The following is a 25,153-nucleotide window of genomic DNA, read 5'->3' as shown; positions in this document are numbered from 1 at the left end:
AAATGGATACGATACTTCTTGGCGTGACAGGAAGCATTGCCGCATACAGGGCGGCAGACATGGTCAGAAGGTTTCAGGATTCCGGATTTAACGTAAACTGCGTGCTGACGGACGGGGCTAAAGAATTTATCACCCCGCTTACGCTGCGCACGCTGTCCGGGAATCCCGTGTACGATGACCTGTTTTTTGAATCTAAAAATCATTCATCGCCTGTCACGCACATCGGCCTTGCGCAGAACTGCGCTGCGGTTGTTATCGCGCCGGCAAGCGCCGATGTAATCGGCAAAATAGCGTCCGGAATTGCGGATGACCTTTTAACAACGGTGGTGATGGCGGCGTCCGGCAAAAGGGTATTTATCGCGCCTGCGATGAATACTGCCATGTGGAACAATAAAATTGTAAAAGAAAACGTGAATAAGCTTGAAAAACTGGGTTATGTTTTCATAGGCCCCAAAAAAGGGAAACTTGCCTGCGGCGACAAAGGCGACGGCCACATTGAAGACACGGAAAAAATTGTGTCTGCTGTCACGGCAGCGCTAAAAAAAAAATCCCTGACCGGTAAAACAGTACTTATTACGTCCGGCCCCACAAGGGAATTCATTGACGATGTCCGTTTTATATCCAACCCTTCATCCGGCAAAACCGGATATTATCTTGCACAGGAAGCAAAAACGCGCGGCGCAAAAGTTATTTTTATCACAGGTAAGACATCCTATATTCCGGGGGCGGATAAAATCGTGGAAGTCTTATCTGCATCTGATATGATGGATGCGGTTAAAGAAAACCTTAAGGAAACTGATATTGTTATAGGTGCGGCTGCCGTCGGCGACTACACTGTGCCAAGGCACAAAGGCAAGATGAAAAGGGGGGAAGGCCTTGAAATAAAACTTACACCCACCGAAGACATAATAGCCTGGGCCGCGGCCAATAAAGGCAAAAAGTTTATAGCGGGCTTTTCCGCGGAAAGCGAAGGCGGGGAAAAGAGGGCCGTTGAAAAGATGAAAAGGAAAAAATTAAACATGATAGTCTTTAATGACATATCAAAAGAAGGCCGCGGGTTTGAATCTGATGACAACGCCATAACTATTTTTACCAAAAACGGGAAAAAGGTTTTTTCGGGAGGCGGTACAAAGCAGGAACTTGCCTCTGTGATAATAGACAGCATAATAAAAGCGGGTGGGTAATTGAAAAAAACCGCTGCGTTATTGATAGTATTTATATCGTTTGCCTTTTCTTTAACGGCAGCAGAGAGCATAATTATAGGGTTTAAAAAAGTATTTGAACCGTCTGTAATGGAAAGTTACGCCAAAGAACGCGGCTGGAAAAGCACTTCACGCGATAGCCTTATTGTTTCTGTTATTGAAGAAGGCGGCTGCAGGGACATTCGGCCGCACTTTAGCGCCCTTGACATCCGCTGTGTTGAAGTACCGGACGGCATTAATATCACAGAAAAAATCTCCTATTTCTCCTCGCTTCCTTTTGTTGAATACGCGGAACCAAACTATAAAAGAAAAGCAGGGTATACTCCTCTTACTGGCGGGCCTGATGATACGTATTATCAAAACGGCAGCCAATGGGGTTATAATAAAATAGAAGAGGACAAAGTTTACAAGGAATCGCTTATTACTTCAGGGCTTAACAGGCAGGTTATTGTTGCTGTTATTGATACCGGTCTAAGAAGGGAACATTCTGATATTATCGGCACTACAGTTAACGGGATAAACGCTATTGATGGAAGCGGTAATGTGGATGATGACGCGGATGAAGGGCACGGAACGCTTGTGACGGGAATAATTGCGGCAAATACAAATAATGGAAATGGAATAGCAGGTGCGGCCTACAGCAATGGCAGTTCTTTGATAAAAGTAATGCCTATAAAGGCGCTTGATGAAGACGGTTTTGGCCATGATGCGGATATCTATTACGCCTGCGTGTGGGCGGCCGACAATGGGGCGCACGTAATAAACATGAGTTTTGGCGGCAGCTACGGAGGAATTACCCTGCAGAATGCGGTGGCTTATGCCGCTGGAAAAGGGTGTGTGCTTGTAGCTTCTTCCGGAAATTCAGGAATAAACGAGAAGATTTACCCTGCCGCTTATTCACAGGTGATAAGTGTCGGGGCTTCCGATATAAATGATAATAAAGCGAACTTTTCCACCTACGGTAAAGTTGATTTAACAGCGCCGGGTGTGGGTATTACAACGACATCAAAGAATTCGGGTTATGAATCCGTGGATGGCACTTCGTTTTCCGCGCCGTTTGTGTCCGCGCTTGCCGCGCAGGTTGTACTTTTAAACCCCGGGATTAAAGAAGAACGGGTCAGAAAAATAATGCAGATGTCAGCGGATGACATAGGCGACCCCGGTTATGACATTAAGACCGGCTGGGGCAGGATAAACGCCTACAGGGCGCTGACTGAAAACCCTGACAGGGCGGTTGAAATGCGCACTTATAACTGGCCAAACCCTTTTTCTCCCGACCGTGAAAGAAACACAACCATCACATATGTCTTATCAGCCCCGGCTGAAACTGTTATTACCATTTATGACGCGGCGGGTGATGTTGTATGGAAAAAGACAGTTGATGTTTCAGCCGCGTACACAGGTTACAATTACGTTAAATGGGACGGCAAAACCACAAGCGGACGCAAAGCCGGAAACGGGACTTATTTTTTTACGGTAAGCAGCGGCACGGTTAGAGGTAAAAATAAAATAACGGTTTTATACTGATATGACAGGAGTAAACATTTGTTTATAACCATTTTTAAGAAAACAATAATTGCCGGTGCGCTGATTATATCGGCATCCGTTTTGTTATTGGCGGAAGGCGGCCAGCCGGGAGCGTACACCAAACTTGGAGCCGGAGTAAGGGCAACAGGTATGGGAAGCGCGTATACAGCCGCGGCTGATGATACCGCTTCTGCCGTTTATAACCCGGCGGGGCTGGTGCTTCTGCCTGACCTTCAGCTGTCCGCTGAAACCTATCTTATGTCTTTTGACAGGGCGGTAAATTATATATCAATAGGCAAGCCGTTTGATATACATAAAAACATATATTCAGTGGGATTTTCCTGGTTCAATTACAGCGCCGGCGGCGATATAGAGGTAAGGTCAACCGATTCATACGAACCGGAATCGCTAATTTCCGATTCGGTTAATGTTTTTATCTTCACTGCCGCAACCACCCTTGCCGGCAATCTTTTTGTCGGCGGAAATTTCAGATACTATATTGAAGCGATAGGAAAAACGCGGGGTTCAGGTACGGGTTTTGATTTTGGAGCCATACTGCTGATTAATGAATGGTTAAAGGCGGGGATTAATGTTTCCAACATCAGCACTTTTATTACCTGGAATAATTCCACTATGGTGGAAAGTATTCCGTTAACTGCCGCGGCCGGTATCTCTGCGCGTGCAGCAGAACCGTTTGAAGTAAAGGGTCTTAACCTTTCGGCTTCGGCTGATTTTTTCTATTCCACTTATGAGTATATAAAAGGCGCTATCGGCGGCGAGCTTACATGGAATGATTTTGCCGCAATCAGGATGGGATTTGACGGGCAGAATATTACGGCGGGTGCAGGCATTAAGCTTAAGCCGTCAGAAATATTTTATGTTAAATTTGATTACGCTTTTAAACCCGACAACATACTTCCCGGCGAGGCAAACCACAGAATTGGAATTACCGCGGACTATATTTTTCCGCATTTCGCCAAAGTGGATGATGTGACAAAAACAGAAAAGGCAAAAATAAATGAGTGGTAAGAAAAAAATAATATTCGCGGAATATTTTTCTTTTATTGGAGGCGGCCAGATTGTGCTGCTTAACCTGTTAAAGGGTTTAAGAAAGACGTATGATGTGGAAGTTCTGCTGATGAAAGAGGGCCCTTTTGAAACCCTTTTAAAAACAAATAAAATAAAATACACAATCATAAAAGCGCCCAAAAAACCCCGGTACAGGTATGTTTTTGCATACTTCAGATTCGCAAAGGCCGCTTATGCCTATTTAAGAAATTCAGGCGCCTCACTTTTATATGCAAATGGTTTTTTAAGCCTTAAATTAACGGCTATGCCCGCTTATTTTGCCGGCATGAAAATGATATGGCACAAGCACATTATAGTTGATAAAAAACCCCTTTCTTATTTTGGGCTTAACTCGGCGTTTTTATCCATGTTTGTAAAAAAGATAATATGTGTTTCGGGCGCGGTTATGCGGTCAATGAAAAACGCGGGCGTGAAAGGCGGAAAAATGGCAGTAATTCATAATGGAATGGACCCGCTGAAGTATTCTAAAACACAAAGGGATAAGATAAGGGCAAAATACGGCGTTAAAAACGGATTTGTAGCCGGTACCGTTGGTTTTTTCAGGCGAAATAAGGGAATAGAACTGCTAATAGACGCCGCGGAAATAGCCGTGAAAAAATGTAAAAATATAAAGTTTTTAATTGCCGGCAAAGGGGCACAGGGTGATGAAGAATATGAAAAGTATCTAAGGGAAAAAGCGGCCGGTAAAGCCCTTAAAAATAATTTTATCTTTGCCGGATACGGCGACAGAAAACTTTTTATTCCCGCTTTTGATGTTTTTGTGCTTCCGTCCCCCGCGGAGCCGTTTGGAATGGTAACCCTTGAAGCCTCTTCAATGATGGTGCCGGTGGTGGCGTTTAATACCGGCGGTACTCCTGAAATAATAAAAGACGGTGTTAACGGGTATCTTGTTAAAGAAGTATCCGCCGAAGCGCTGGCTGCAAAACTGCTTGATGTAATGAAGTACAAAAAACAGCTTATAAAGGCCGGCAGGGCGGCGGCGAAAAATGTAAAAGAAAATTTTACCGTAAAAGCGCAGGTGGATAAGACGGCATCACTGATAGAAGGTATAATAAATGAACAAAACCGCGGGTAATGTCTCTGTAGTAATAATTGCGCAGAATGAAGGGCGCATAATATCGCGGTGCCTTGAATCCGCTGCCTGGGCAGGGGAAGTAATAGTGGTGGATGGCGGCAGTACTGACAATACCGTACAGACAGCCCGTAAGCGCGGCGCTAAAGTTTATAATAATAATTTTAAAGGGTTTGCCGACCAGAAAAACTACGCCATATCAAAAGCCACAGGCAAATGGGTGCTGTCTTTAGACGCGGATGAAGTAATAGAAGAAAAACTGGCGGAAGAGATAATAAATATCAGCAGTTCAAAAAGCCCTTGTGACGGCTATTATATCCCAAGGAAAAACTTATATTACACGGGGAAATTTCTGCGTTTTGGCGGGCTGTATCCTGACAGGCAGTTAAGGTTTTTCAAAAGAAATACCGGTTCTTTTGAAGGGGCGATAATTCACGAAGGGCTTAAGGTAAACGGCACGACAGGGCAGTTTAAAAACGCGCTTCTGCATTTTACAAAGCCCGGAGTTAAAGCGCATTTAGATACGGTGAATAGATATACGGGGCTGGAAGCGCAAAAGAACGTTCATAACGGCAGAAGGGCAACGGGATATACAATTTTAATAAAGCCTGTGTCATATTTTTTAAAACACTATTTTTTAAAACTTGGTTTTCTTGACGGCGTGGAAGGGCTGATTTATCACATGGTTTCAGCGCATTATGTCTTTATAAAAGAAGTAAAACTGGCTGAAAAGTCAGGATTTAAAGGTGTTAAATTATTCGCCACAATTTTGGATAAGGGAAAAAACAGGCCTTAAAAATAAAAAAGCCCTAAGCGGTGTAAAATCGCTAAGGGCTTTTTATATTATATAAACTGTTATTTGAATAAATCCTTGTAAATGTCGCCGGCCACAGGGGCTGCCACGGACATTCCCTTACCCTCTGAATCGCCGCATATTGCAATCGCATATTCGGGATTTTCAGCGGGCGCGAAAGAAATAAACCACGCGTTTAACGCGCCGCTTTTTCCGGATGTGCCTGTTTTTCCGGCAATTGAAATGCCGTTAACCCTTGCTTTCTGGCCTATTCCGTTTTCGACGGAATCTATCATAAGTCTGGTAATTTTATCGGCGGTTTCCGGTGTAACGGGTTTTTTAATAGCCCGCGGAGCTGCCTGATATATAATTTTTCCGTTGATATTACGGATTTCTTTTATCATATAAGGGTCCATCATTACGCCGTCGTTTGCGATTGTGGCTGCAAGAAGGGCGGCGTGCAGCGGTGTAATTGTATAGTTGTGGCCCTCATATGACAGGCCGCATGCGTGCATGGCAAGGTCAAATTTAGTACGGTCATTCATAGGTGCGGAGCTTGTTTTAACGGGTATTGAAATTCTTACGTTGCGCGTGATATCCATGAAACCCAGGTCCAGCTGCTGGCCAAACCCAAATTTTGTGTTGTATTCCGTAAGGCGCGGCGAGCCGATTGCAAAGGCAAGTTCCGCGGCTCCGATATTGCATGAAGTGTCAACTGTCTGTTCTATTGATTTTACTTTTCCGTGTTTTGTCCAGCACCAGAAAATTTTATTGTCATAATATGTGTGCCCGGGACACTTAACAGGAAATATTTTTTGGGGGTCAATTGCGTATTCATAGGCGCTTGCAATAGTTATCATTTTAGCTATTGAACCCGGTTCGTAAAGTTTGTCAGTGGCTCTGTTTAAAAGCGGTTTATTACGGTTACCGACCACATCCCACCAGTCCTGGTCTATTGTGTTTGGTTTAAAAGTGGGCTGGCTGTATAAACCAAGAATTTCGCCTGTTTTAGGGTTAAGAACAACAACCGCGCCTTTATACCAGCCAAGCGCCCTGCTTATTGTGTTCTGAATTTTGGAGTCTATTGTAAGGTAAATCCTGTTGCCGGGAATATATTCCGCAAGGTGTTTTTCAATGCCTTCCTTTGTCTGCCTTTTTTCGCTGTCAAAACCGGTGATATGAGCCGCTCTCTGGTCAAGGATATAGGTTTTTTTGCCCTGTCCCGGAATAAGGTTATACCGCGCTAAAGGCTCGCCGTTTCTGTCATACATGTAATAAATCGCCCCTTTATTTCTGTCGTCTTCAGCAAGGGAAAGATTCTTTCTGGCTTTGGAAAGTTTGGGATTGTATTGAAGCGCTTTATTGTAATATTTTATGGCTTCGTCAAGGTTTGTGGCCGCGTGCGCGCACGAACCAAGGCCGAACATGGCTTCGGCGTCAAACTGGTTTAAAGCAACAGCGTGCTTAAACTCCGTTTCGGCGTACCTGTAAAGCCCTCCATCCATAAATTCATTTCCTATAACAGAGTGATTAATTGTTTTGTTTGGTTTTAAACCCGCTGCCATGGCTTCTGTATAAAGTTTTTCCGCTTTTTGAAAATCACCCTGTTTTAATGCCACCGCGCCAAGGCCGTCTATGGCAAGCGCTCCGTCGCGTTTTATATTTACGGCTTTATTAAAATTTGAAGTTGCGGCTGCAAGTTTGCCTTTTTTAAGGTTTGCGGCGCCGCTTTTTACGTTAAGGGCGTACTGAAGGTTTTTTCCGAAAAAATGGAAAGCTCCGGCAAGCACAATGAAAGCCAGTATGGCCCAAAAAATAAAACCAAGCCTTTTTCTTTTATAATAAGAGCCGCTGGAAAGGTGGCTTATTGCTTTTCTGTTAAGCATTGATATTCCTCCTTAAAAACAAAATTTTCACCATAATAACACATGTACGGCTTGTGTGTCAAACCGGGAAACACAAACTGACTATAGTATCGCTGATACGCGCAACAATTTTACGTTTCGGCGCGTCATATAAGATATAATAATGAAAATCAAATACTACTTTGCTTTTATAGACAGACGCCGCCACTTGACAAGAAATGGCGTACTGTTATAATGATATTTCAGATTAACACCGGAGGTAACAGAAGTTGAAAAAAATTGTTTTTATTTTAGCCCTTATGGCTGCCGTAAATATGAATGCGGCCGCGAAAGATACAATAAAAATTGGTGTTTATGGAAATACGGCAAACGCGTCGGTGGATGCTGCTTATAAAGCGGCGGAAATATTGTGTGCGGAGATGACGCCGGCTGAAGGATTGTATGAATTTATGCCGGTTTTCTTTGATGAAACAGACACCGGAGCTGCGGATAAAATAAATTCAGACGCGGAGCTTGCGGCTGTGATAGGCTGTTTTTCCGCAAATGACGCGGAATTGGTGAATTCAATCAAAGAAATACCGCTTATTTCCATCTGCGAAGATTACGCTTCATTTACCGGAAAGGGAAATACCTACAGGATGACAGCTTCCAATACTGAAACCGCGGCAATAATGGCAAGGATAGCGCCGGCGCTTTTTGACCGTATGAAAGCCGCTGTTTTATATCAGTCGGGAAATGAAGAGTATGAAAAAATGGCGCAGGCATACGCTGACACTTCCAAAAGAAACAACGTGGATGCCACGTATATCAGGGCCTTTGAACCGGGGTATGATTTTACAAATGTAATTCAGAGGATAAGGGAAATAAAGGTTAAGACCATATACTTTATAGGTAATCAGGACGATGCCATTAACCTTTGTAAGCAGAGTTTTGAAAAAAATACAGGCTCGGTTTTTACCGGGCCGAATTTTATTTTTGACCGGAAGTTTATAAAAGAAACAAAAGAGGCTTCTGACGGCTGCGAGTTTGTGAATACCGCCAGAAACAGCCCGTACGGGATAAAGAAATTAAGGCCGTTTTTAACCGCGTATGAAAAAAAGTACGCAATAAAAGCCGATGTCAAACTGCCTCACGCGTATGACGCGATAAATATTATAGGGCTTGCGGCAAAGGCGGGGAAGTTTGGGCACCCCGATGTTAACGGATTTCTTAAAGCGGTATCATATGACGGCGCCACAGGCAAAGTGGCGTTTAAGGAATCCGGGGAGCGCAGATCTCCGGAGTTCTTTTTTCACGTGATAAGAAGAAAAGAGATGTTTTACATGAAGTTTGATTCGCAGATGAACGCGCGTTATGGGAAGGCCAGATAACAAGGAGACTAAATGGCAAAAAGGCTTGGGGACTTGCTTCTTGAAGAGAACCTTATCACAGAAGATCAGATAAAGCGGGCCCTTGAAGACCAGCAAAAATCAGGGGAGCCCCTGGGACGCATCCTTGTAAGGATGGGTTTTATAACCGAAGAAGCGTTGTATTATTTTCTTGCCATACAGTTTGGCGTTGAATATGTGGATCTTATAGGGCACGACACCCCCCCTGAACTTCTGAAAGTGATTTCAAAAGACACCGCTGAAAAATATTCCATCCTTCCATATGAAGAAAAAGGCAATAAAATTTATTTTGCCACATCCGAACCCGATGAACACCTTGTGACCAAAATAAGGGAGCGTTCCGCGATACCGCTGGAAAAAGAAATTAAATTTGTTATTACAAGTGAAAGCGCCATTAAGTCCTGCCTTGCGCTGGTTTATGGGGTGACGCCAAAGTCTGATATGGACGAAGGGCTTCAGTCAATGTTCAAGGATGAAGCCGGCGTTCCTGAAGAAGAAATGTCAGGCAAGGACGACCCGTCGGTAACCGAAGAATCCGCGCCTGTTATAAAACTTGTAAACGCGATTATCAGCGAAGCTGTAAAGATAAAAGCTTCCGACATACACATTAATCCCACGGCAAAGGGTACGGTTATAAGGTACAGGCAGGACGGCGTACTGCAGAAACAGCCCACACCGCCGAATCATTACAAGAACGCCATTGTGTCCAGAATAAAAGTTATGGCCAGGCTTGATATCATGGAAAAAAGGGCCGCGCAGGACGGCAGGATAAAAATAAAAGTTCAGAACAAAATTATTGACCTTCGTGTCGCGGTACTGCCATCCATACACGGTGAAAACGTGGTAATGCGTATTTTAGACCAGCAGAACCTTATGCTTGACCTTACAAAGCTGGGGTTCGAACAGCAGGAACTTGACGTTTATCAGGAATCCATAACGCTTCCATACGGCCTTATACTTCACACGGGGCCTACCGGTTCCGGAAAAACCACAACGCTTTACTCCGCTTTATCCACTGTTAATGACATAAAAAAGAATATCATCACCCTTGAAGACCCGGTTGAATATCAGCTGCCCGGTATCATACAGGTGCAGATGAACAGCGAAATAGGGCTTACTTTTGCCGCGGCATTAAAGTCGTGCTTAAGGCAGGACCCGAACATAATGATGGTCGGTGAAATCCGCGACGGAGAAACTGCGGGCATTGCCATAAGCGCCGCGCTGACGGGCCATCTTTTATTTTCCACGCTTCACACAAATGATTCGCCTTCCACCATTATGAGGCTTATTGATATGGGCATTGACCGCATTTATGTGGGGTCTGCGCTAAAAATGGTTGTGGCACAGAGGCTGATGAGAAGGATATGCGCAAACTGCAAAAAAGAATATTCACCCACTGACGATGAACTTCAGAGGATACTGATAAAAAGGCAGGAAGTGGAAGGTATTACACTTTATAAAGGCGAAGGCTGCCCCAAGTGCAATGGCTCGGGATATAAAGGCAGGGTGGCTATTTATGAAATAATGGGAATGACAGGCGCGCTTGCGGATCTTATATACTCCGGCGCTGATTTAAATGCCCTTACAGCGCAGGCGCAGAAAGACGGCATGAGGACGTTAAGGCAGGTTGCGCTTGAAAAATGGAAAAACGGTATTACATCAATTGAAGAAGTAATAATGGCAACTTCAGCGGATTAAGCACAATAAAATTTTTAGGAGCCGGCATTGTACGAAGCTAAAAAGCTTGGACAGATTCTTTTAGAAGAGGGAATGGTAACGGAAGAACAGCTTGAAAAAGCCGTTGAAGAACAGTCAAAGACAAGCGATTCGCTTGGGTTTATCCTTGTCAAACTGGGCTTTATCACGGAAGACGTGCTGTATCACTTTCTTGCCATGCAGTTTGGCGTAAAGTTTGTGGATGTAAGCGCCATACATATAGAAGAAGAAGTAATAAAAGTCATGACGCCTGACATAGCCAGAAAATATAAACTGCTCCCCATTGAAAAAAAGCCGGGCAAGATAATATTTGCCACGGCAAACCCCATGGATCCGTCTTTGACCATGAATTTAAAATATGATATTAAGGGCGGCCAGGAACTTGAACTTAGTTTTGTGGTGACCACGCAGTCCTCGCTTAATGATGCCATTGATAAGTATTATCCTATAGGCAATGCCCTTGATGAAACAATGAAAGAACTTGAATTTTCATCTGAAAATATGGAAATTGAATTTCTTGAGGATAAAAAACCAAAAGATGAAGATGGCGAAGAAGGCGACATTGAAGGCAATGACAGCCCTGTTGTAAAATACGTAAACTATATAATAGAAGACGCGGTAAACAAAAAAGCGTCGGACATACACATTAACCCCTATGAAAAAAAGATAGTGCTTAGGTTCAGGATAGACGGCGCGCTTGTGGAAATGCCTCCGCCAAAAGTGCAGTTTAAAAGGGCGCTGACGTCCAGGCTTAAACTTATGGCAGGGTTGAATATCATAGAAAAAAGGCTTCCGCAGGACGGCAGGATAGCATACAAAATACCGGGCGGGACAAAGTCAATTGACCTTCGTGTTGCCACGCTTCCGTGCCTGTGGGGGGAAAATATAGTCATGAGGCTTCTGTATTCGGAAGCGCAGAACCTTGACCTTACAAAACTTGGCCTGTCAGAAAAACAGTTTTCCGGCATAGAAAAAGGACTTGATGCGCCTTATGGCATGATACTTATAACGGGCCCCACGGGTTCCGGAAAATCCACAACGCTGTATTCGATGATATCGCATATCAATGACCCGCACATGAACATAATGACAGCGGAAGATCCGGTGGAATACAGGCTTCCGCACATTATACAGGTGCAGGTAAATCCCGTGGCAGGTCTTACTTTTGCCAACGTGTTAAGGTCGTTTTTAAGGCAGGACCCTGATATAATACTTGTCGGTGAAATTCGTGATAACGAGACTGCGTCCACTTCTGTAAAGGCCGCGTTAACGGGCCATCTTGTATTGTCAACATTACATACAAATGACGCGCCGGCCACAATTACAAGGTTAATTGACATGAATATTGACCCGATATATGTAGGTTCATCGGTGGTCACTGTTCTGGCGCAGAAACTGGTCAGAAAGGTGTGCGAAAACTGCAAGGAACCGATTAAGGAAATTGACCTGGTAAAAGCAAAAAGAAGCGGAATTCCGCCGGAAATACTTGAAGGCGGCACTTTCTTTGAAGGCAAAGGGTGCCCTGTGTGCCATTATACAGGATACAAAGGCAGGATGGCCGCTTATGAAGTAATGCCCGTGAACATGGGCATTAGGGAAATTATCTTCAAGAAAGGCACATTGAACGACCTGAAAAGGGAAGCGTGGGACCAGGGTATGTTTACCATAAGGGAATCCGCTATAAGGCTTATGAAAGAAGGCAGAACCACCCTTGAAGAAGTTATTGCGGAAACACTTCAGGACAAACCGTTAAAAGATTACATAGGAAAAATAAAAATATAAGGAGAATTAAGATGACAGAGGAAGAACTTTTAAAAAAGGCAAAGGATTTTTTTGCCGCGGGCAGGTTTGATTTAAAGAAGGAAAAGATAACAGGGGTAATTGTGCCGGGAAGCATAGGCATCCTTGGTGAAACCAACGAATTTAACAGGGGAAAAGTCCTGTCAGGAAACCTTGATAAAAGCGCTATAATGATGGCGCAGAGAAGAAGGGAAAATGACAGAAGCGTCAACATGTACTCCAAGAAGTATGATGAAAATATAAGGGTGATGCTGAATGACGCGCAGTCCAAGCAGGATAATGGCTGGGCAAATTATATTTCAAGCACGCTGTTCATGCTTGAAAGCATGTCAAAAAGGGTGCCGGGAATGAATCTGTATATAGATAATGATATTCCGGATACTTTTCAGTCAAACCATATGGAAGCGCTTGAAACCGGGGCGGCTGTTATTGCCGGAAAACTTTCCGACTGGCAGATGTCCGCGCTGGAAATAGCGGAAATATGCGCGCAGGGCGAAGTGAATTACATGGGCAGGGACAAAAACACGGTTAAGTTTATCCCGTCCATCGGAGGAAGGCCGGGGCATCTGACATATTTTGATATTAAGGCGGGTTCTGTTGAAACACTGCCTTTTGGAATAAAAGGGCATCTGTTTATGGTGCTAAGTTCCGGCGTAAAGAAAAAGACAATTGAGGCAAAGAAGAAACAGATTCTGGCGGAAGTGGCAGAATCCATAGAAATAATGAGGAAAAACGGCGCGCGCATTGACACACTTGACGAAATAACCGCGGAACAGTTTGATGATTACAGAAGCAAGCTTTCCATAATCCAGAGAAAACGCTGCGCTTATTTCATCGCGGAAAATGACAGGGTGGCAGAGGCAAAAAAAGCGATACTTGCGGGAAATTCACTTGCGCTTATTGACATTATGAATGAATCCCATAAGAACATGAAGGCAAGGCTTGAAATAGTGGAGGAAGAAAGCGAAATTCTTCTGGATATGCTGGCAGACACGGACGGCGTAAAAGCGGTCAGGATGATGAACCTTGGCACTGACGGAAGCATCCTTGCGGTTGTTGACGCGGAAAAAAGAAAGGTATTTGAAAGCAGGCTTAAGAAAAGTTTCCTTTCAAGGACAGGGCTGCCGCTTACTATAGAGACTTCTGCCCTGACAAATGAAATGAGGGCATTTGATATCCCGGAAACGGTCTTTATAAAGTGAAGATAGGTTTTATCACATATGGCTGTAAGGTAAACCAGTACGATACCGAGAGGATAAAAAAGGAACTGCTGGCAGCAGGAAACGAAGAAAGCCCGGATCCGGATGTTTATATTGTAAATACCTGCACGGTTACGGATAAGATAGACCGCGACACGGCAAGGCAGTTAAGAAAATTAAAAGCGGCGGGAAAGAAGATACTTCTTACCGGCTGCATTGCCGCAAGGCAGTGCCCTGAAGAAATTGCAGCCAGTGTGGACTGGTTTGTGCCTAACAGTTCCAAATATGACATGGCGCTTTACCCGGAAGAATTAAAAACTGCCGGCGCTAAAGCGCCGTCTTTTTTTATTGAAACATTTTCCGAAAAAAACAAGGCGTTTGTTAAAGTGGAAGACGGCTGCGACAGATTCTGCGCGTACTGCGAAATTCCGTATGTTCGGGGCGGTAAACCCGTAAGCAGGGATGAAGGGCAGATTATAAATGAAATTAAGGCGCTGTCAAAAAGCGGCTATAGGGAAATAATTCTGACAGGTATTAATTTAGGAAGGTACGGAGCGGACAAAAATGAAGCCGGCGCATTGTGCGGCCTGCTGGAAAAAATAAGAAGCCTTAAATTACCCCTGCGAATACGTTTAAGTTCCATAGGCCCGCTGGAGCTTGGTGATGATATAATAAAATTTGCCGCGGCAAGCGGCAATTTTTTATGCCGCCATTTTCATATGTCAATGCAGAGCGGATGCGACAGGATATTAAAGGCAATGAACAGGCGGTATGACACGGCGTTTTACCGCGGACAAGTTGATAAAATACTTACGGCAATGCCGGATGCCGGCATTACCACGGATATTATCGCGGGTTTCCCGGGGGAAACAGATGCAGATCACGCTGAAACGGCAGCTTTTTTAAAGTCAATGCCCTTTACCAGGGTGCACGTGTTTCCTTATTCTGACAGGCCTGACACGCAGGCTTTTAAAATGCCCGGAAAAGTAAGCGATGAAATTAAAAAGAAAAGGGCAAAGGAACTGTCATTGATAGCCGCGCAAAAAGAAGCTGCATTCGCGGAATCATATATAGGCAAAGTGCTGGAGCTGCTTGTGGAATCAGGGGATAAAGGCGGATTTTATTTTGGGTATACAGATAATTATATAAGGGTAAAAGTGGAAGGCGCAAAAGAGTATGTTAATGAGATTGTAAAAGTAAAAATAATATCCGCCCAAAACGGTATCGCGTGCGGGGAGATTATCGGCAAATAGAGGGAGGTAATAATGCAGGACTGCATATTTTGTAAAATAGCAAAGAAAGAGATTAAATCAGAAGTGGTTTATGAAGATGACACGGTGCTTGCATTCAGGGACTTAAACCCGCAGGCGCCGCTTCACGTGCTTGTAGTCCCTAAAAAACACATTGCCACCATAAATGACATAGAAGAAAAAGATGAAGCGCTTGTGGGGCATATGCTGTATATCGCGGGAAAGATTGCAAAACAGGAAAAGACGGCGGATAACGGCTACAGGGCTGTTTTTAATGTTAATAAGGACGCGGGGCAGACTGTTTTTCATCTGCACCTTCACGTGCTTGGCGGAAGGGTATTTGGCTGGCCGCCGGGATAGATAAACGCAGTTTAAATAAAAATTGCAGGAGGAAAAATTAAATGGCACACGAAATAGACTACCAGATTTTTGGCGATGATATGCAGTTTGTGGAAGTGGAGCTTGACCCAAAGGAAGCTGTTATTTCAGAAGCCGGCGCCATGATGTATATGAAGGAAGGCATGAAGATGGAAGCGGTTTTTTCCGAAAAAGAAGGCGGGGTAGTGGACAAACTGTTTAAAGTGGGTAAACGTATGCTTACCGGAGAATCCATGTTTCTGGTGGAATACAAAAATGAAAGTTTAAAAAAATCCCGCGTGGCATTTGCCGCGCCGTATCCCGGGAAAATAATTCCGGTGGATTTAAAACTGTTCGGCACGCTTTTATGCCAGAAAGATTCGTTTTTATGCGCGGCAAAAGGCGCTGACATTGATATCGCGTTTACCAAAAAATTCGGCGCCGGCCTGTTTGGCGGCGAAGGTTTTATACTTCAGAAAATATCCGGGGACGGTCTTGTATTTATTCACGCCGGCGGTACTGTGCATGAAATGGAACTTGAAAAAGGCGAAAAGTTAAGGGTGGACACAGGGTGCCTTGTGGCGTTTGAAGAGAACGTGGAATATAATATTGAATTCAACGCGGATTTAAAAACCGCGCTGTTCGGCGGCGAAGGCCTTTTCTTTGTTAATCTGACCGGGCCGGGCAAGGTATTTTTACAGTCGCTTCCTTTTTCAAGGCTGGCTGACAGGATATACAAGGCAATGCCGCAGACAGGCGGTTCACGCGGAGAAGGCTCTATTTTAGGCGGGCTTGGCAGAATCCTTGACGGGGATAATAAATTCTAAAATAAAAGGATAATTATAATGATTGAAAGTATTGCAAAATGCCCGGTTTTTGGAAAGTGCGGCGGATGCTCGCACCAGGATATGAAATACGAAATACAGATGGAAACCAAGAAAAGGGAAGTGCTGGATATTTTAAATGCCAATCACCTGCCCGCGCCCGAAGACACGCCGGTGTATTTTAAATCCGGCTATGGCTACAGAAACAGGATGGATTTCTGCATTTCGCCTGACGGGCCGGCTTTAAGGCGGCGCGGGAAATTTTATAGTATGGTAAATTTCAGTGAATGCGCCATTTCAAACCCGGGGCTTAATTCGGCGCTGGCTATGGTTATAGAGTGGTTTAATAAAAATAAAGAAAAGATTGATGTGTTTAATACCAAATCAAGAAAAGGCACTTTAAGGTATTCCACAACAAGAAGCGCCCTTTATCTTAAGGATTCATCCGTGACCTTCATATTAAACTCTGACAGCGATAAAAAAGAGGAACACATAGAGCTTATAAAACAGTTTGCGGCCGAATATGACGTTCCCAATGTGCTTGTGGGTTACTGCAAGTTTAACAGTGATCAGAGTGTTGATGAAAACGCCGTGGTTATCAAAGGCTCCGCTATCCTTGCCGAGAACCTTTGCGGCAGAAAGTATTATTACCACTCCCAGGGTTTTTTCCAGAATAACCCGGCTGTTACCTGTGACATGATGCAGTACTGCGCTTTTGAGGCGGGCGAAGGCTATGACACGCTTACGGATTTGTTTGGCGGCGTTGGGACTTTTGGAGTCTTTATGCATGACAAAGCAAAGGAAGTTTTAATTATAGATAACAGCGTAAGCGGCATAGAGTGCGCGGTAAAAAATATTACCGAAAATAAAACTCCTAATGCCGCGGCATATTGCTGTGATGCCATGAATCTTGACTCTTTCGCGCCGCGTTATACCGGCAAAAGAAACATTTTTGTACTTGACCCGCCAAGGGCGGGGCTGCACAAGAATACGGTTAAATTTATAAATAAAGTACTTCCGGAAAAGATGATATACGTATCCTGTAACCCCAAACAGCTGGCGCAGGACCTTGTGGCGTTAAAGGACACGTATGAAATGAAAAAGCTTGCCATATTTGATATGTTCCCACAGACAAGGCACATTGAAAGCATCGCGGTTTTGGTTAGAATTTAAATTTTTATAATGTAGAGACGCACCATGGTGCGTCTCGTTTTTAAAGTTGTTTTGAATTATGTGGTATAAAAACGAGGCGCAATGTATTGCGCCTCTACGATAGAATACAAATTCGTTGCAGAACTGTTTACTAAGCATCTAACCAGCCAAGCATTTAAGCGTCAAAAATTACCTCTTTAAAGACCCTAAAACTCCCCTTATCAATGTCCTTCCAAGTTCGCGGCCTATTGATGTGACTGCGGAACTTGCTGCTTTTTCAAAGAAAGTTTTTTCTTTTTTAGGTACGCGTTTAGCGGCTTTATACGCTTCTTTTTCCTGTTTTTCAAGTTCTTTCTGTTTTGCCAGGATTTCCTGTTGTGCCAGCGCGGCGGACTGTTCCTGTTTAATTTTGGATGTCAGCATTTCATATGCGGATTCTCTGTCCACCTGGCGTTCATATTTTCCGGCGATGTTAGAAGAGGCAATCACCTTTGCGCGTGCAGTGTCATCTATCGCGCCAAACAAACTCTGCGGCGGTAATATCATAGCTCGTTCCACAATTCCCGGTTTTCCATCCGCGTCAAGGCATGATACAAGGGCCTCCCCTGTGGCAAGTTCTGTTATGGCTGTCTGGGTGTCAAATTTTGGGTTGGCCCTGAAAGTCTGCGCCGCTGCTTTTACGGCTTTCTGGTCCGCTGGCGTAAAAGCGCGCAGGGCGTGCTGTACACGGTTGCCAAGCTGGCCTAATACATTCTGCGGCAGGTCAGCCGGATTCTGGGTAATAAAGTAAACGCCCACGGCTTTGGAACGGATAAGCCTTACCACCTGTTCAATTTTATCAAGCAGTACTTTTGGGGCGCCGTCAAAAAGCAGGTGCGCTTCATCAAAAAAGAAAACCATTTTAGGTTTGTCCAGGTCGCCTGCTTCGGGAAGAATTTCAAAAAGTTCGGAAAGCATCCACAGAAGGAAAGTGGAATAAAGGGCGGGGGTCTGATAAAGTTTTGCGCTGTGAAGGATATTAATGTAGCCGCGGCCGTTGGCTCCGGTCTGTATCCAGTCAAAAATATCAAGCGCGGGCTCGCCGAAGAAATTTGCTCCGCCCTGGTCTTCAAGGGTTAAAAGGTTTCTTAAAATCGCGCCGGCGCTCTGCGCGGAGATATTTCCGTATTCAAGTGTGAATTCTTTAGCGTGGTCGCCCACGTACTGTATCATGGCGCGAAGGTCTTTTAAGTCTAAAAGAAGCATGCCCCTGTCATCCGCAATACGGAACACAATACTTAACACGCCTGACTGGGTATCGTTTAAGCCCAGCATTCTTGAAAGAAGAATTGCGCCCATGTCAGAAATTGTGGTGCGCACGGGATGGCCGGCTTCGCCGAACAGGTCCCAGAACTTTACCGGATATGACGCGTATTCAAAACCGTCAATTTTAAGTTTTTTTATTCTCTCTTCAACTTTTGGGTTTTCTGTGCCTTTTATGGCAAGGCCTGCAAGGTCGCCTTTGATATCCGCTAAAAATACCGGCACTCCCATATCGCTGAATGATTCCGCCATTACTTTTAAGGTGATTGTTTTACCCGTGCCTGTGGCGCCGGCTATAAGCCCGTGCCTGTTGGCCATTTTTGGAAGAAGATAAACGGGAGCGCCGCCTTTGGCAACCCATATTTTGTCTTTTTGAAACATATAAAACCCTCCTTATAAGTATTTATATTAAAGTCAAAATTCATTATATAGTCACTACAGGCAAAAGTCAAAATATATCCATAAAATGGCCATTGTAATACATATTGCTGATTAGTTTGGATAAATTCCCGCAATAAGGTATAATGTCAAAAAATTAAATATAAGGAGAGTAAATGCGGACAGAAAATAATAACAGGCTGTTTATCATGTTTGTTTTTATTCTCTCCGGCATGTATATTTATTCGTTCAATAACAGTGCTGCGACATTTATTCTGACAGCAGTTTCTTCGGCTTTAATGGCGTATTATTTTATTAAATCTGAAACCCCGGAAGAGCAAAATGTGGCGGATGTGATGGTAAGAACTATGCTGTTTTATTCTTTAGCTGTATTTGTTGTGCATTTTATTAATATAACCGTCTATCCGGGTGATTTTATAGCTGATGAAAGAAATGAAATTGTGGAAGCGTATAACAGGCTGCAGGGGGAAAAGGGGCTGTTTTCATATTCTAAAAGATTTGGCGCTTCCTTATTATATACCAGTACCGCGGTTGTAATGTTATTTTTGGCTGTTTTTAAGGAAAATCTTGATATGTTAAGGCTTATTCCTGCCGGTATTACCGGCTGTACTGCTGTCATTGTATATCTGATGGGTAATGAAATTAAAGATAAAAAAACCGGTATTGCGTTTCTATTTGCATATGCTGTTTCCGGCTGGTCGTTTTATCTTGCAAGGATGAGGCTGGAACATGTTTTTGTTCCGTTTTTTGTATTTTTAGTGTTATTGTTTTTCTTCAAAATGGTAAAAAAACCTTCTTTGTTAAAACTATCAGCGGTTTGCGCAGCCTGTTTTTTTGGTATTTTTACTTATGCGTCTTTTGTATTGATGCTGCCTTTGTTTATGTATATGTTTTTTGAATATAGAAAAGAGGCAGGAACCAAAATTACAGCAGCGGGTATTACTTCAATGGCGGTTATTGGGGCTATTTTTCTGGCAATAAATCTGATTAACGGAGAAACAATACAATGGGCGGCAGCGCAGACTGTTGTAGGCGCTGCTGAAGCTAAAACCGGATTACTGCAGAGATTTGTGAATGTTTTTGAACTGTTTGTAAAACCTGTCAGTACATCCAATGCGTTCATAAAAAACAGTCCTATACTGTCATTTCCGGAATTGATTCTGCTGGCATCAGGGCTAGTGCTGATGATATCAAAGTTTAAAGACAGGCTGAACAGGGTAATGCTGGCCGGTTTCTTTATCGCGGTCTTAACAGTAATTTCAGGCAAGTCAATAGACCACCACTGGAGGCACATACTTGTCCTGCCGTTTATTATTATTATTTCCGGTACGTTTATAGAGTATGCCATGAATAAAAAAGGATTTTATTTAATTGTTCTTGTTTCTATACTGGCGGGAATAAATACGGGCTTCTTTTATTTTACAGGATACGGTATTCAGAATAATAATCCCGCGGTTTATAAGGAAATATCCGCAAAAATAAATTTATTAAGCGGCGGCAAAGATTGCGTGGTGCTTCATGAACCGTTCCCGTATGGGCAATATACGGTTTATTTAAGGACAAAAAGTGCGTATCAAAAAAGGCTTAAAAACGGAAAGGTTTTTATCATCATACCCGCTTTGTGGAAAAAACAGACGGATAAATTATTTCCGGGAAGCAAAGTATATTATTTTTATGACACAAAAGCTCCGGCAACCAGAGTTATTGCCCTTGTAGAGTATCAGCCTGAAACTCCTGAAGAATACAGTGAGTTTATATCTGTAAAAAAACAGCTTGCTAAAGCTGTAATGCACATGTGGGATCTTAATTACGACAAGGTTTTGAACATACAACCATCTGAATCCACAAGCCCGGCGGTAAGTTTCATGAATGCTGTAATGTATGTTAAGGCTGCGGAAGCAAATTTTGTGCTTAACAAAAAATAAACAACAAAATGTAAGTTAAAAGATAAGGGCTGATTTTTAAGGTTAGTGACTGCGGATATTTGACAAATTCAAATATTATCCATACAATGGTGGAATAATAAAATTTATGGAGGCAATAAATATGGGACTGTTGAATAACTGGAAGACTGTGCTGGAAACAGGAAATATGCCCAAGGGCGCGAAGATGGATTTTATAAGCAAGTGGCTTATTCTCACACGGGCGGAAGTTTTTTCAATGACCATAACATCGGCGCTTGTGGGCGCGATAATCGCGGCGTATGACGGCAAAATAAACTGGCTGTATCTTGTGATAGTGGTCTTAACACTGTGCCTGGCGCACGCTTCAAACAACCTGATCAATGATTATTTTGACTACAAGCAGGGGGTTGATACCGCGGATTATCCAAGGACGCAGTACGCGCCTCATCCAATCATATCCGGGTTAATTACCGAAAAACAGCTTATTATTACAGTGCTGATTTTTAGTTTTATTGAATTTTTAGCGGCGGTATACCTGTTTATTAATGTAGGGTGGCAGGCAATGGCTTTTGCGGCCGCGGGATTTCTTATCAGCGTTTTTTATGTGGCGCCGCCGCTTAAACTTAAATACAGGGGGCTGGGAGAGTTTGCGATATTTTTAATATGGGGGCCGCTGATAACAGTTGGAACATATTTTGTAATGACCGGGCAGATGCCTGTAAAAGTGTGGCTGGCTTCAATTCCTTACGGCCTTGTGGTAATGAACGTGTTGTTGGGGAAACATCTGGATAAATTTGAAGCGGATGCTAAAAAAGGGGTAAAGACACTTCCCGTGGTGCTGGGTTGGAAAAACGCGCTTACGTTTACAAGGATTAATTCCGCTATGTTTTATGTAACGGTTGTTATACTGGTATTTTTTAAAATTATCCCGCCGTTGACGCTTATCTGCTTTTTTTCTATCGGCAGGTTTAAAAAGTTTCTGGATATCCTTGCCACAAAAAAACCGGAAGCAAAACCGGAAGGGTATATTGACCTTTGGCCGCTTTGGTACGTGGTGTGGGCATTCTGGTTTAATAAACTTGCAGGCGGGCTTTTTATAACGGGTATGCTTTTAGGGCTTATCCCGTTTTTAAGGTTCTAAATATCAACGCTTCTGTAATCAACAATAAACGGCTCTTTAAAGTTGGAAACAGATATTCCCAGCAGCCGCACTTTTACTTTTATAATATCGGTTTTATCCAGCAGTGATACAGCCACAGACAGTATTTCTTCGGGATTATTTGTAAAATTTTCCAGTGTGTGTGACCGTGTAATAGACCTGAAATCGTGGTATTTTAATTTAAGGGTGACTGTTTTTGCAAGTATCTTATTTTCCGCCGCGTAACCGCATATATCGTCAGCGCATTCTTTCAGGGTGTTTTTTATAATTTCAGGGTCATTGGTGTCTTCCCGCAGGGTAATTTCACGGCCCACTGATTTTCTTTCCCAGTTAGTCTCCACCGGCCTGTCATCTTCGGCGCGGCACAGGTGGTAAAAGAATTCGCCTGACCCGCCAAAATGCGTTTCAAGAAATTCCAGGGTCTTTTCCCTTAAATCTTTGCCGTTTTTTATGCCCAAAGACAGCATCTTTTTTTCTGTCACTTTGCCCACGCCGTAAAAATTTCCTATGGGAAGTTTATCTATAAATTTGATTGCTTTAGACGGCGGCACCACTGTAAGGCCGCCGGGTTTTCTGTAATCAGACGCGGCTTTGGCAAGAAACTTACAGAAAGAAACGCCCGCGGACGCGGAAAGCCCGGTATTAATTTTTATTTTCTCTTTTATCACTTTTGCTATTTCTGTGGCTGTTGCCATGTTTTTTTTATTAACGGTCACATCAAGAAATGCCTCGTCCAGCGAAAGGGGTTCCACAATGTCCGTGTATTCGTGGAATATTTCATTTATCTGCCGTGAAGCTTTTTGGTACTTTTCAAAATTCGGCCGTATTATTACCGCCTGTGGGCACAGTTTTGCGGCGTGTGCCATGGCCATGGCGGAATGTATTCCGAATTTTCTTGCTTCATAAGACGCCGCGCACACCACGCCGCGTTCTTGGGGAAGGCCGCCCACAATAACGGGCCTGCCTTTTAATGACGGGTTATCCCTTTGTTCCACTGACGCGTAAAATGCATCCATATCCACGTGGATTATCTTTCTTATCGGAATGCTCATTTTTTATGGGAGTTATAAAAGTTATACATCTCTTCGAATGCCTTGCCTTTGAAAATATCAACATCGCTGTGTTTTGTATTTTCAAGGCGGATAAAGTATTTCTCTTTGCTTCCGGCGCTGTTAAAAAGTTTTTCCCCGATGCGGATGGGGAAGCAGTCATCCTGCTCGCCGTGTATTATCATAAGGGGGGAGGTGAATTTTTTAATATTGTCAATGGGCTGGTCAGGTTTTGTTACAAGCTCATCTGACGCTTTAAGTTTTATGATGTCTTTAAAGGGCCATATAAGGCCTTCTGTCATTAAAGGCACCGCTTCTTTCGCGCTTGTAAAAGGCGCTTCCATTACAATTCCCGCGGGTTTTCTCTGCGCGCATGCAGCGGTGCAGGGAACGGTTCCAAGCGACTGGCTGAAAATAAAAAGTTTGTTTATTTTATCCTTGAATTTTTCTGCCGTGTAATCATAAATGGCAAGGCCGTCTGACGGCAGGTTATCAAAGGAAAGTTTGCCTCCGCTTTTTCCGTAACCGCGGTAGTCAAAACAGACCACGTTAAACTTGTGCGCTGAAGCCATAAAAAGCAGCCTTTTGGAGGCTTCTTTAATGCTTTCCATATTGCCGTAAAAATAAATAAGATAATCTTTTGATTCGGGGTTTGAAATGTTAATGCCTGACAAAGTTGTGCCGTCTGCGGTTTGAAAACTTATTTCTTCAATTGTAAGCCCTTTTAATTCGCCGGCCGGCAGGTCGCTGTACTGTTCGGGGAAGAAGAACCAGTGTTCTGAAAGGGTAACGCAGGAAGTTAAAAGCAGGAAAGCTAAAGCGGCAAAGGCAAGAAAATATGTTTTTTGTTTCATAGGTGCTCCCGATAATTTTGGTGTGCCCGGAGGGGATCGAACCCCCGACCCGCAGCTTAGAAGGCTGCTGCTCTATCCAACTGAGCTACGGGCACACTTAAATATGTGCCAAAAACCAAAGAATTAAATGGTCGGGGCGACTGGATTCGAACCAGCGACCCCCTGCTCCCAAGGCAGGTGCGCTAGCCAGCTGCGCTACGCCCCGACTATTCATCTATTAAACTATCATATTTGGAGGTAGTGTACCAGGCGATTATCATGAAGAAAAAAACCTCATTAATCGCCAGGTGCTACGCCCCGACTATTCAACTATTTAATTATTATACCAGGTAGGAAGTGCCTGATATTTTCATAATTATTACTGTTTAAACCGTGATGAAAAATATAACAAAATAGCGGTTAACCGTCAACCTATATTAATTTTGTTCTTAAATATAGCGTGTGATAGAGTGTTTGTGTTATACTTTGAAAATAATATTTCAGCTCAGTTATAGAAGGCTATGGAAGACTCTCTTCCATGCAGCAGTAATATTTGCGCCCGTAGCTCAGTGGATTAGAGCATTGGCCTCCGAAGCCATGTGCGTTGGTTCGATTCCAACCGGGCGCACCAACCTTAAAGTCACTAATTAAATTTCTCCTGTCCCTTGCTTTTCGTAATATGGCGGATATACTTGTATACATAAGGGATAAAAATATTAAAAAAATAAGGATATAATCATGCCATATGCGAATGTGACTATGCTTGAAACTGACCAGAAAGTAAGGATAGCAGTCACATCGCCCGACAAACCAAAAATACCTGGAATACTTGAAGAAGAATGGACATTGATGCTTAATGATGCCGCGGCAAGGCTTAAAGTTTCCACGGCGCTTATAACAAAGGTGGGCCATAAAGATATAGAGATATTCGCGAAAAATACAAATAAAAATAATCCGTTTGAATTAAAAGGCAAAGCGCCTCTTGGTTCCGGGCTGTACTGCGAAACTGTCCTTGCCAGAAACAAAGAGTTAAGCGTGATTGACGCGGGCAGGCATCCGCAGTGGAAATTGAATCCTGGAATGAAATACAGCATGATATCGTATTACGGGCTGCCGATTAAATGGCCTGACGGGGAATTTTTTGGGACAGTATGCGTGCTTGAAAAAAAACCTGTTTATTTTTCTTCTGAATTAAAAAGGATTATTGGGGAATACCGGATTGAAATTGAAAAAAATCTTGCCTGCCTGCTGGATGATTTGACCGGAAGATAAA

General features: G+C 43.5%; 20 protein-coding genes and 3 tRNA genes. 17 read left to right on the top strand and 6 right to left on the bottom strand.

All coding sequences use genetic code 11. The features are described from left to right. Positions 1-2 precede the first annotated feature (2 nt). The 5 genes from coaBC to CVV21_04325 are packed head-to-tail and all read left to right on the top strand — an operon-like array spanning position 3 to position 5,686. Complete coding sequence (gene coaBC, locus CVV21_04345) at positions 3-1,184, top strand: bifunctional phosphopantothenoylcysteine decarboxylase/phosphopantothenate--cysteine ligase CoaBC (protein ID PKL91980.1); 1,182 nt, start codon at positions 3-5, stop codon at positions 1,182-1,184. Further along, complete coding sequence (locus tag CVV21_04340; GenBank protein ID PKL91979.1) at positions 1,185-2,729, top strand: hypothetical protein; 1,545 nt, start codon at positions 1,185-1,187, stop codon at positions 2,727-2,729. Positions 2,730-2,747: 18 nt separating this feature from the next. Further along, the gene (locus tag CVV21_04335; protein PKL91978.1) at positions 2,748-3,758 is read left to right on the top strand and encodes a hypothetical protein; all 1,011 of its coding nucleotides are present in this window, start codon (positions 2,748-2,750) and stop codon (positions 3,756-3,758) included. Further along, on the top strand, positions 3,748-4,893 hold the full coding sequence (locus tag CVV21_04330; protein PKL91977.1) for a hypothetical protein: 1,146 nt from the start codon (positions 3,748-3,750) through the stop codon (positions 4,891-4,893). The genes CVV21_04335 and CVV21_04330 overlap by 11 nt, the downstream gene beginning before the upstream one ends. Then, the gene (locus CVV21_04325) at positions 4,874-5,686 is read left to right on the top strand and encodes a glycosyltransferase family 2 protein (GenBank protein PKL91976.1); all 813 of its coding nucleotides are present in this window, start codon (positions 4,874-4,876) and stop codon (positions 5,684-5,686) included. The genes CVV21_04330 and CVV21_04325 overlap by 20 nt, the downstream gene beginning before the upstream one ends. 59 nt (positions 5,687-5,745) lie before the next feature. On the opposite strand, the gene CVV21_04320 is transcribed toward CVV21_04325, so the two are convergent. After that, positions 5,746-7,569 carry a hypothetical protein gene (locus tag CVV21_04320; protein PKL91975.1) on the bottom strand — a complete coding sequence of 608 codons (1,824 nt, stop codon included), beginning with the start codon at positions 7,567-7,569 and terminating at the stop codon, positions 5,746-5,748. 248 nt (positions 7,570-7,817) lie between these two features. Here CVV21_04320 and CVV21_04315 point away from each other — a divergent pair, with 248 nt between their 5' ends. From CVV21_04315 to CVV21_04280, 8 genes are read left to right on the top strand one after another with little or no spacing between them, the layout of a single operon-like run. Further along, complete coding sequence (locus CVV21_04315; protein ID PKL91974.1) at positions 7,818-8,918, top strand: hypothetical protein; 1,101 nt, start codon at positions 7,818-7,820, stop codon at positions 8,916-8,918. 12 nt (positions 8,919-8,930) lie between these two features. Further along, on the top strand, positions 8,931-10,634 hold the full coding sequence (locus tag CVV21_04310) for a type II secretion system protein GspE (GenBank protein ID PKL91973.1): 1,704 nt from the start codon (positions 8,931-8,933) through the stop codon (positions 10,632-10,634). A 27-nt stretch (positions 10,635-10,661) separates the two neighbouring features. Then, positions 10,662-12,434, top strand: a complete 1,773-nt coding sequence (locus CVV21_04305) for a type II secretion system protein GspE (protein ID PKL91972.1) — start codon at positions 10,662-10,664, stop codon at positions 12,432-12,434. Positions 12,435-12,445: 11 nt separating this feature from the next. After that, the gene (locus tag CVV21_04300; GenBank protein PKL91971.1) at positions 12,446-13,654 is read left to right on the top strand and encodes a hypothetical protein; all 1,209 of its coding nucleotides are present in this window, start codon (positions 12,446-12,448) and stop codon (positions 13,652-13,654) included. Then, positions 13,651-14,904, top strand: a complete 1,254-nt coding sequence (locus CVV21_04295) for a tRNA (N(6)-L-threonylcarbamoyladenosine(37)-C(2))-methylthiotransferase MtaB (protein PKL91970.1) — start codon at positions 13,651-13,653, stop codon at positions 14,902-14,904. The genes CVV21_04300 and CVV21_04295 overlap by 4 nt, the downstream gene beginning before the upstream one ends. Positions 14,905-14,916: 12 nt before the next feature. Continuing rightward, the gene (locus CVV21_04290; protein ID PKL91969.1) at positions 14,917-15,261 is read left to right on the top strand and encodes a histidine triad nucleotide-binding protein; all 345 of its coding nucleotides are present in this window, start codon (positions 14,917-14,919) and stop codon (positions 15,259-15,261) included. Between the two features lie 41 nt (positions 15,262-15,302). Further along, the gene (locus CVV21_04285) at positions 15,303-16,085 is read left to right on the top strand and encodes a TIGR00266 family protein (protein PKL91968.1); all 783 of its coding nucleotides are present in this window, start codon (positions 15,303-15,305) and stop codon (positions 16,083-16,085) included. A gap of 18 nt (positions 16,086-16,103) precedes the next feature. Further along, positions 16,104-17,255: a 23S rRNA (uracil(1939)-C(5))-methyltransferase RlmD gene (locus CVV21_04280; GenBank protein ID PKL91967.1), complete on the top strand. Its 1,152-nt coding sequence runs from the start codon at positions 16,104-16,106 to the stop codon at positions 17,253-17,255. A 168-nt stretch (positions 17,256-17,423) separates the two neighbouring features. Here the strand turns inward: CVV21_04280 and CVV21_04275 are convergent, their stop codons facing one another. After that, on the bottom strand, positions 17,424-18,917 hold the full coding sequence (locus CVV21_04275; protein ID PKL91966.1) for a DUF853 domain-containing protein: 1,494 nt from the start codon (positions 18,915-18,917) through the stop codon (positions 17,424-17,426). Between the two features lie 173 nt (positions 18,918-19,090). On the opposite strand from CVV21_04275, the gene CVV21_04270 reads away from it, so the two are divergent. Next, the gene (locus CVV21_04270) at positions 19,091-20,860 is read left to right on the top strand and encodes a hypothetical protein (GenBank protein ID PKL91965.1); all 1,770 of its coding nucleotides are present in this window, start codon (positions 19,091-19,093) and stop codon (positions 20,858-20,860) included. A gap of 106 nt (positions 20,861-20,966) precedes the next feature. After that, complete coding sequence (locus tag CVV21_04265; GenBank protein PKL91964.1) at positions 20,967-21,980, top strand: prenyltransferase; 1,014 nt, start codon at positions 20,967-20,969, stop codon at positions 21,978-21,980. On the opposite strand, the gene CVV21_04260 is transcribed toward CVV21_04265, so the two are convergent. The 4 genes from CVV21_04260 to CVV21_04245 form a co-directional block, all read right to left on the bottom strand. Continuing rightward, positions 21,977-23,050, bottom strand: coding sequence for a DNA polymerase IV (locus tag CVV21_04260; GenBank protein PKL91963.1), 1,074 nt, complete (start codon positions 23,048-23,050; stop codon positions 21,977-21,979). The genes CVV21_04265 and CVV21_04260 overlap by 4 nt on opposite strands. Beyond that, a complete protein-coding gene (locus tag CVV21_04255) occupies positions 23,047-23,901 on the bottom strand; it encodes a hypothetical protein (GenBank protein ID PKL91962.1) in 855 nt (284 codons plus the stop codon). The genes CVV21_04260 and CVV21_04255 overlap by 4 nt, the downstream gene beginning before the upstream one ends. Positions 23,902-23,919: 18 nt before the next feature. Then, positions 23,920-23,996 (bottom strand) — tRNA-Arg (locus tag CVV21_04250). Positions 23,997-24,029: 33 nt separating this feature from the next. Beyond that, a tRNA-Pro gene (locus tag CVV21_04245) sits at positions 24,030-24,106 on the bottom strand. 329 nt (positions 24,107-24,435) lie between these two features. Here CVV21_04245 and CVV21_04240 point away from each other — a divergent pair. Then, positions 24,436-24,511: transfer RNA gene (locus CVV21_04240), tRNA-Arg, on the top strand. Positions 24,512-24,618: 107 nt separating this feature from the next. Then, positions 24,619-25,152: a hypothetical protein gene (locus CVV21_04235; protein PKL91961.1), complete on the top strand. Its 534-nt coding sequence runs from the start codon at positions 24,619-24,621 to the stop codon at positions 25,150-25,152. Position 25,153 lies beyond the last annotated feature (1 nt).

It is taken from the genome of Candidatus Goldiibacteriota bacterium HGW-Goldbacteria-1, from assembly GCA_002839855.1.
In the GTDB taxonomy this organism is placed as follows: domain Bacteria; phylum Oederibacteriota; class PGYV01; order PGYV01; family PGYV01; genus PGYV01.
Note: the sequence above shows the minus strand (reverse complement) of the source record. Positions and strands in the feature narration are given on the sequence as shown.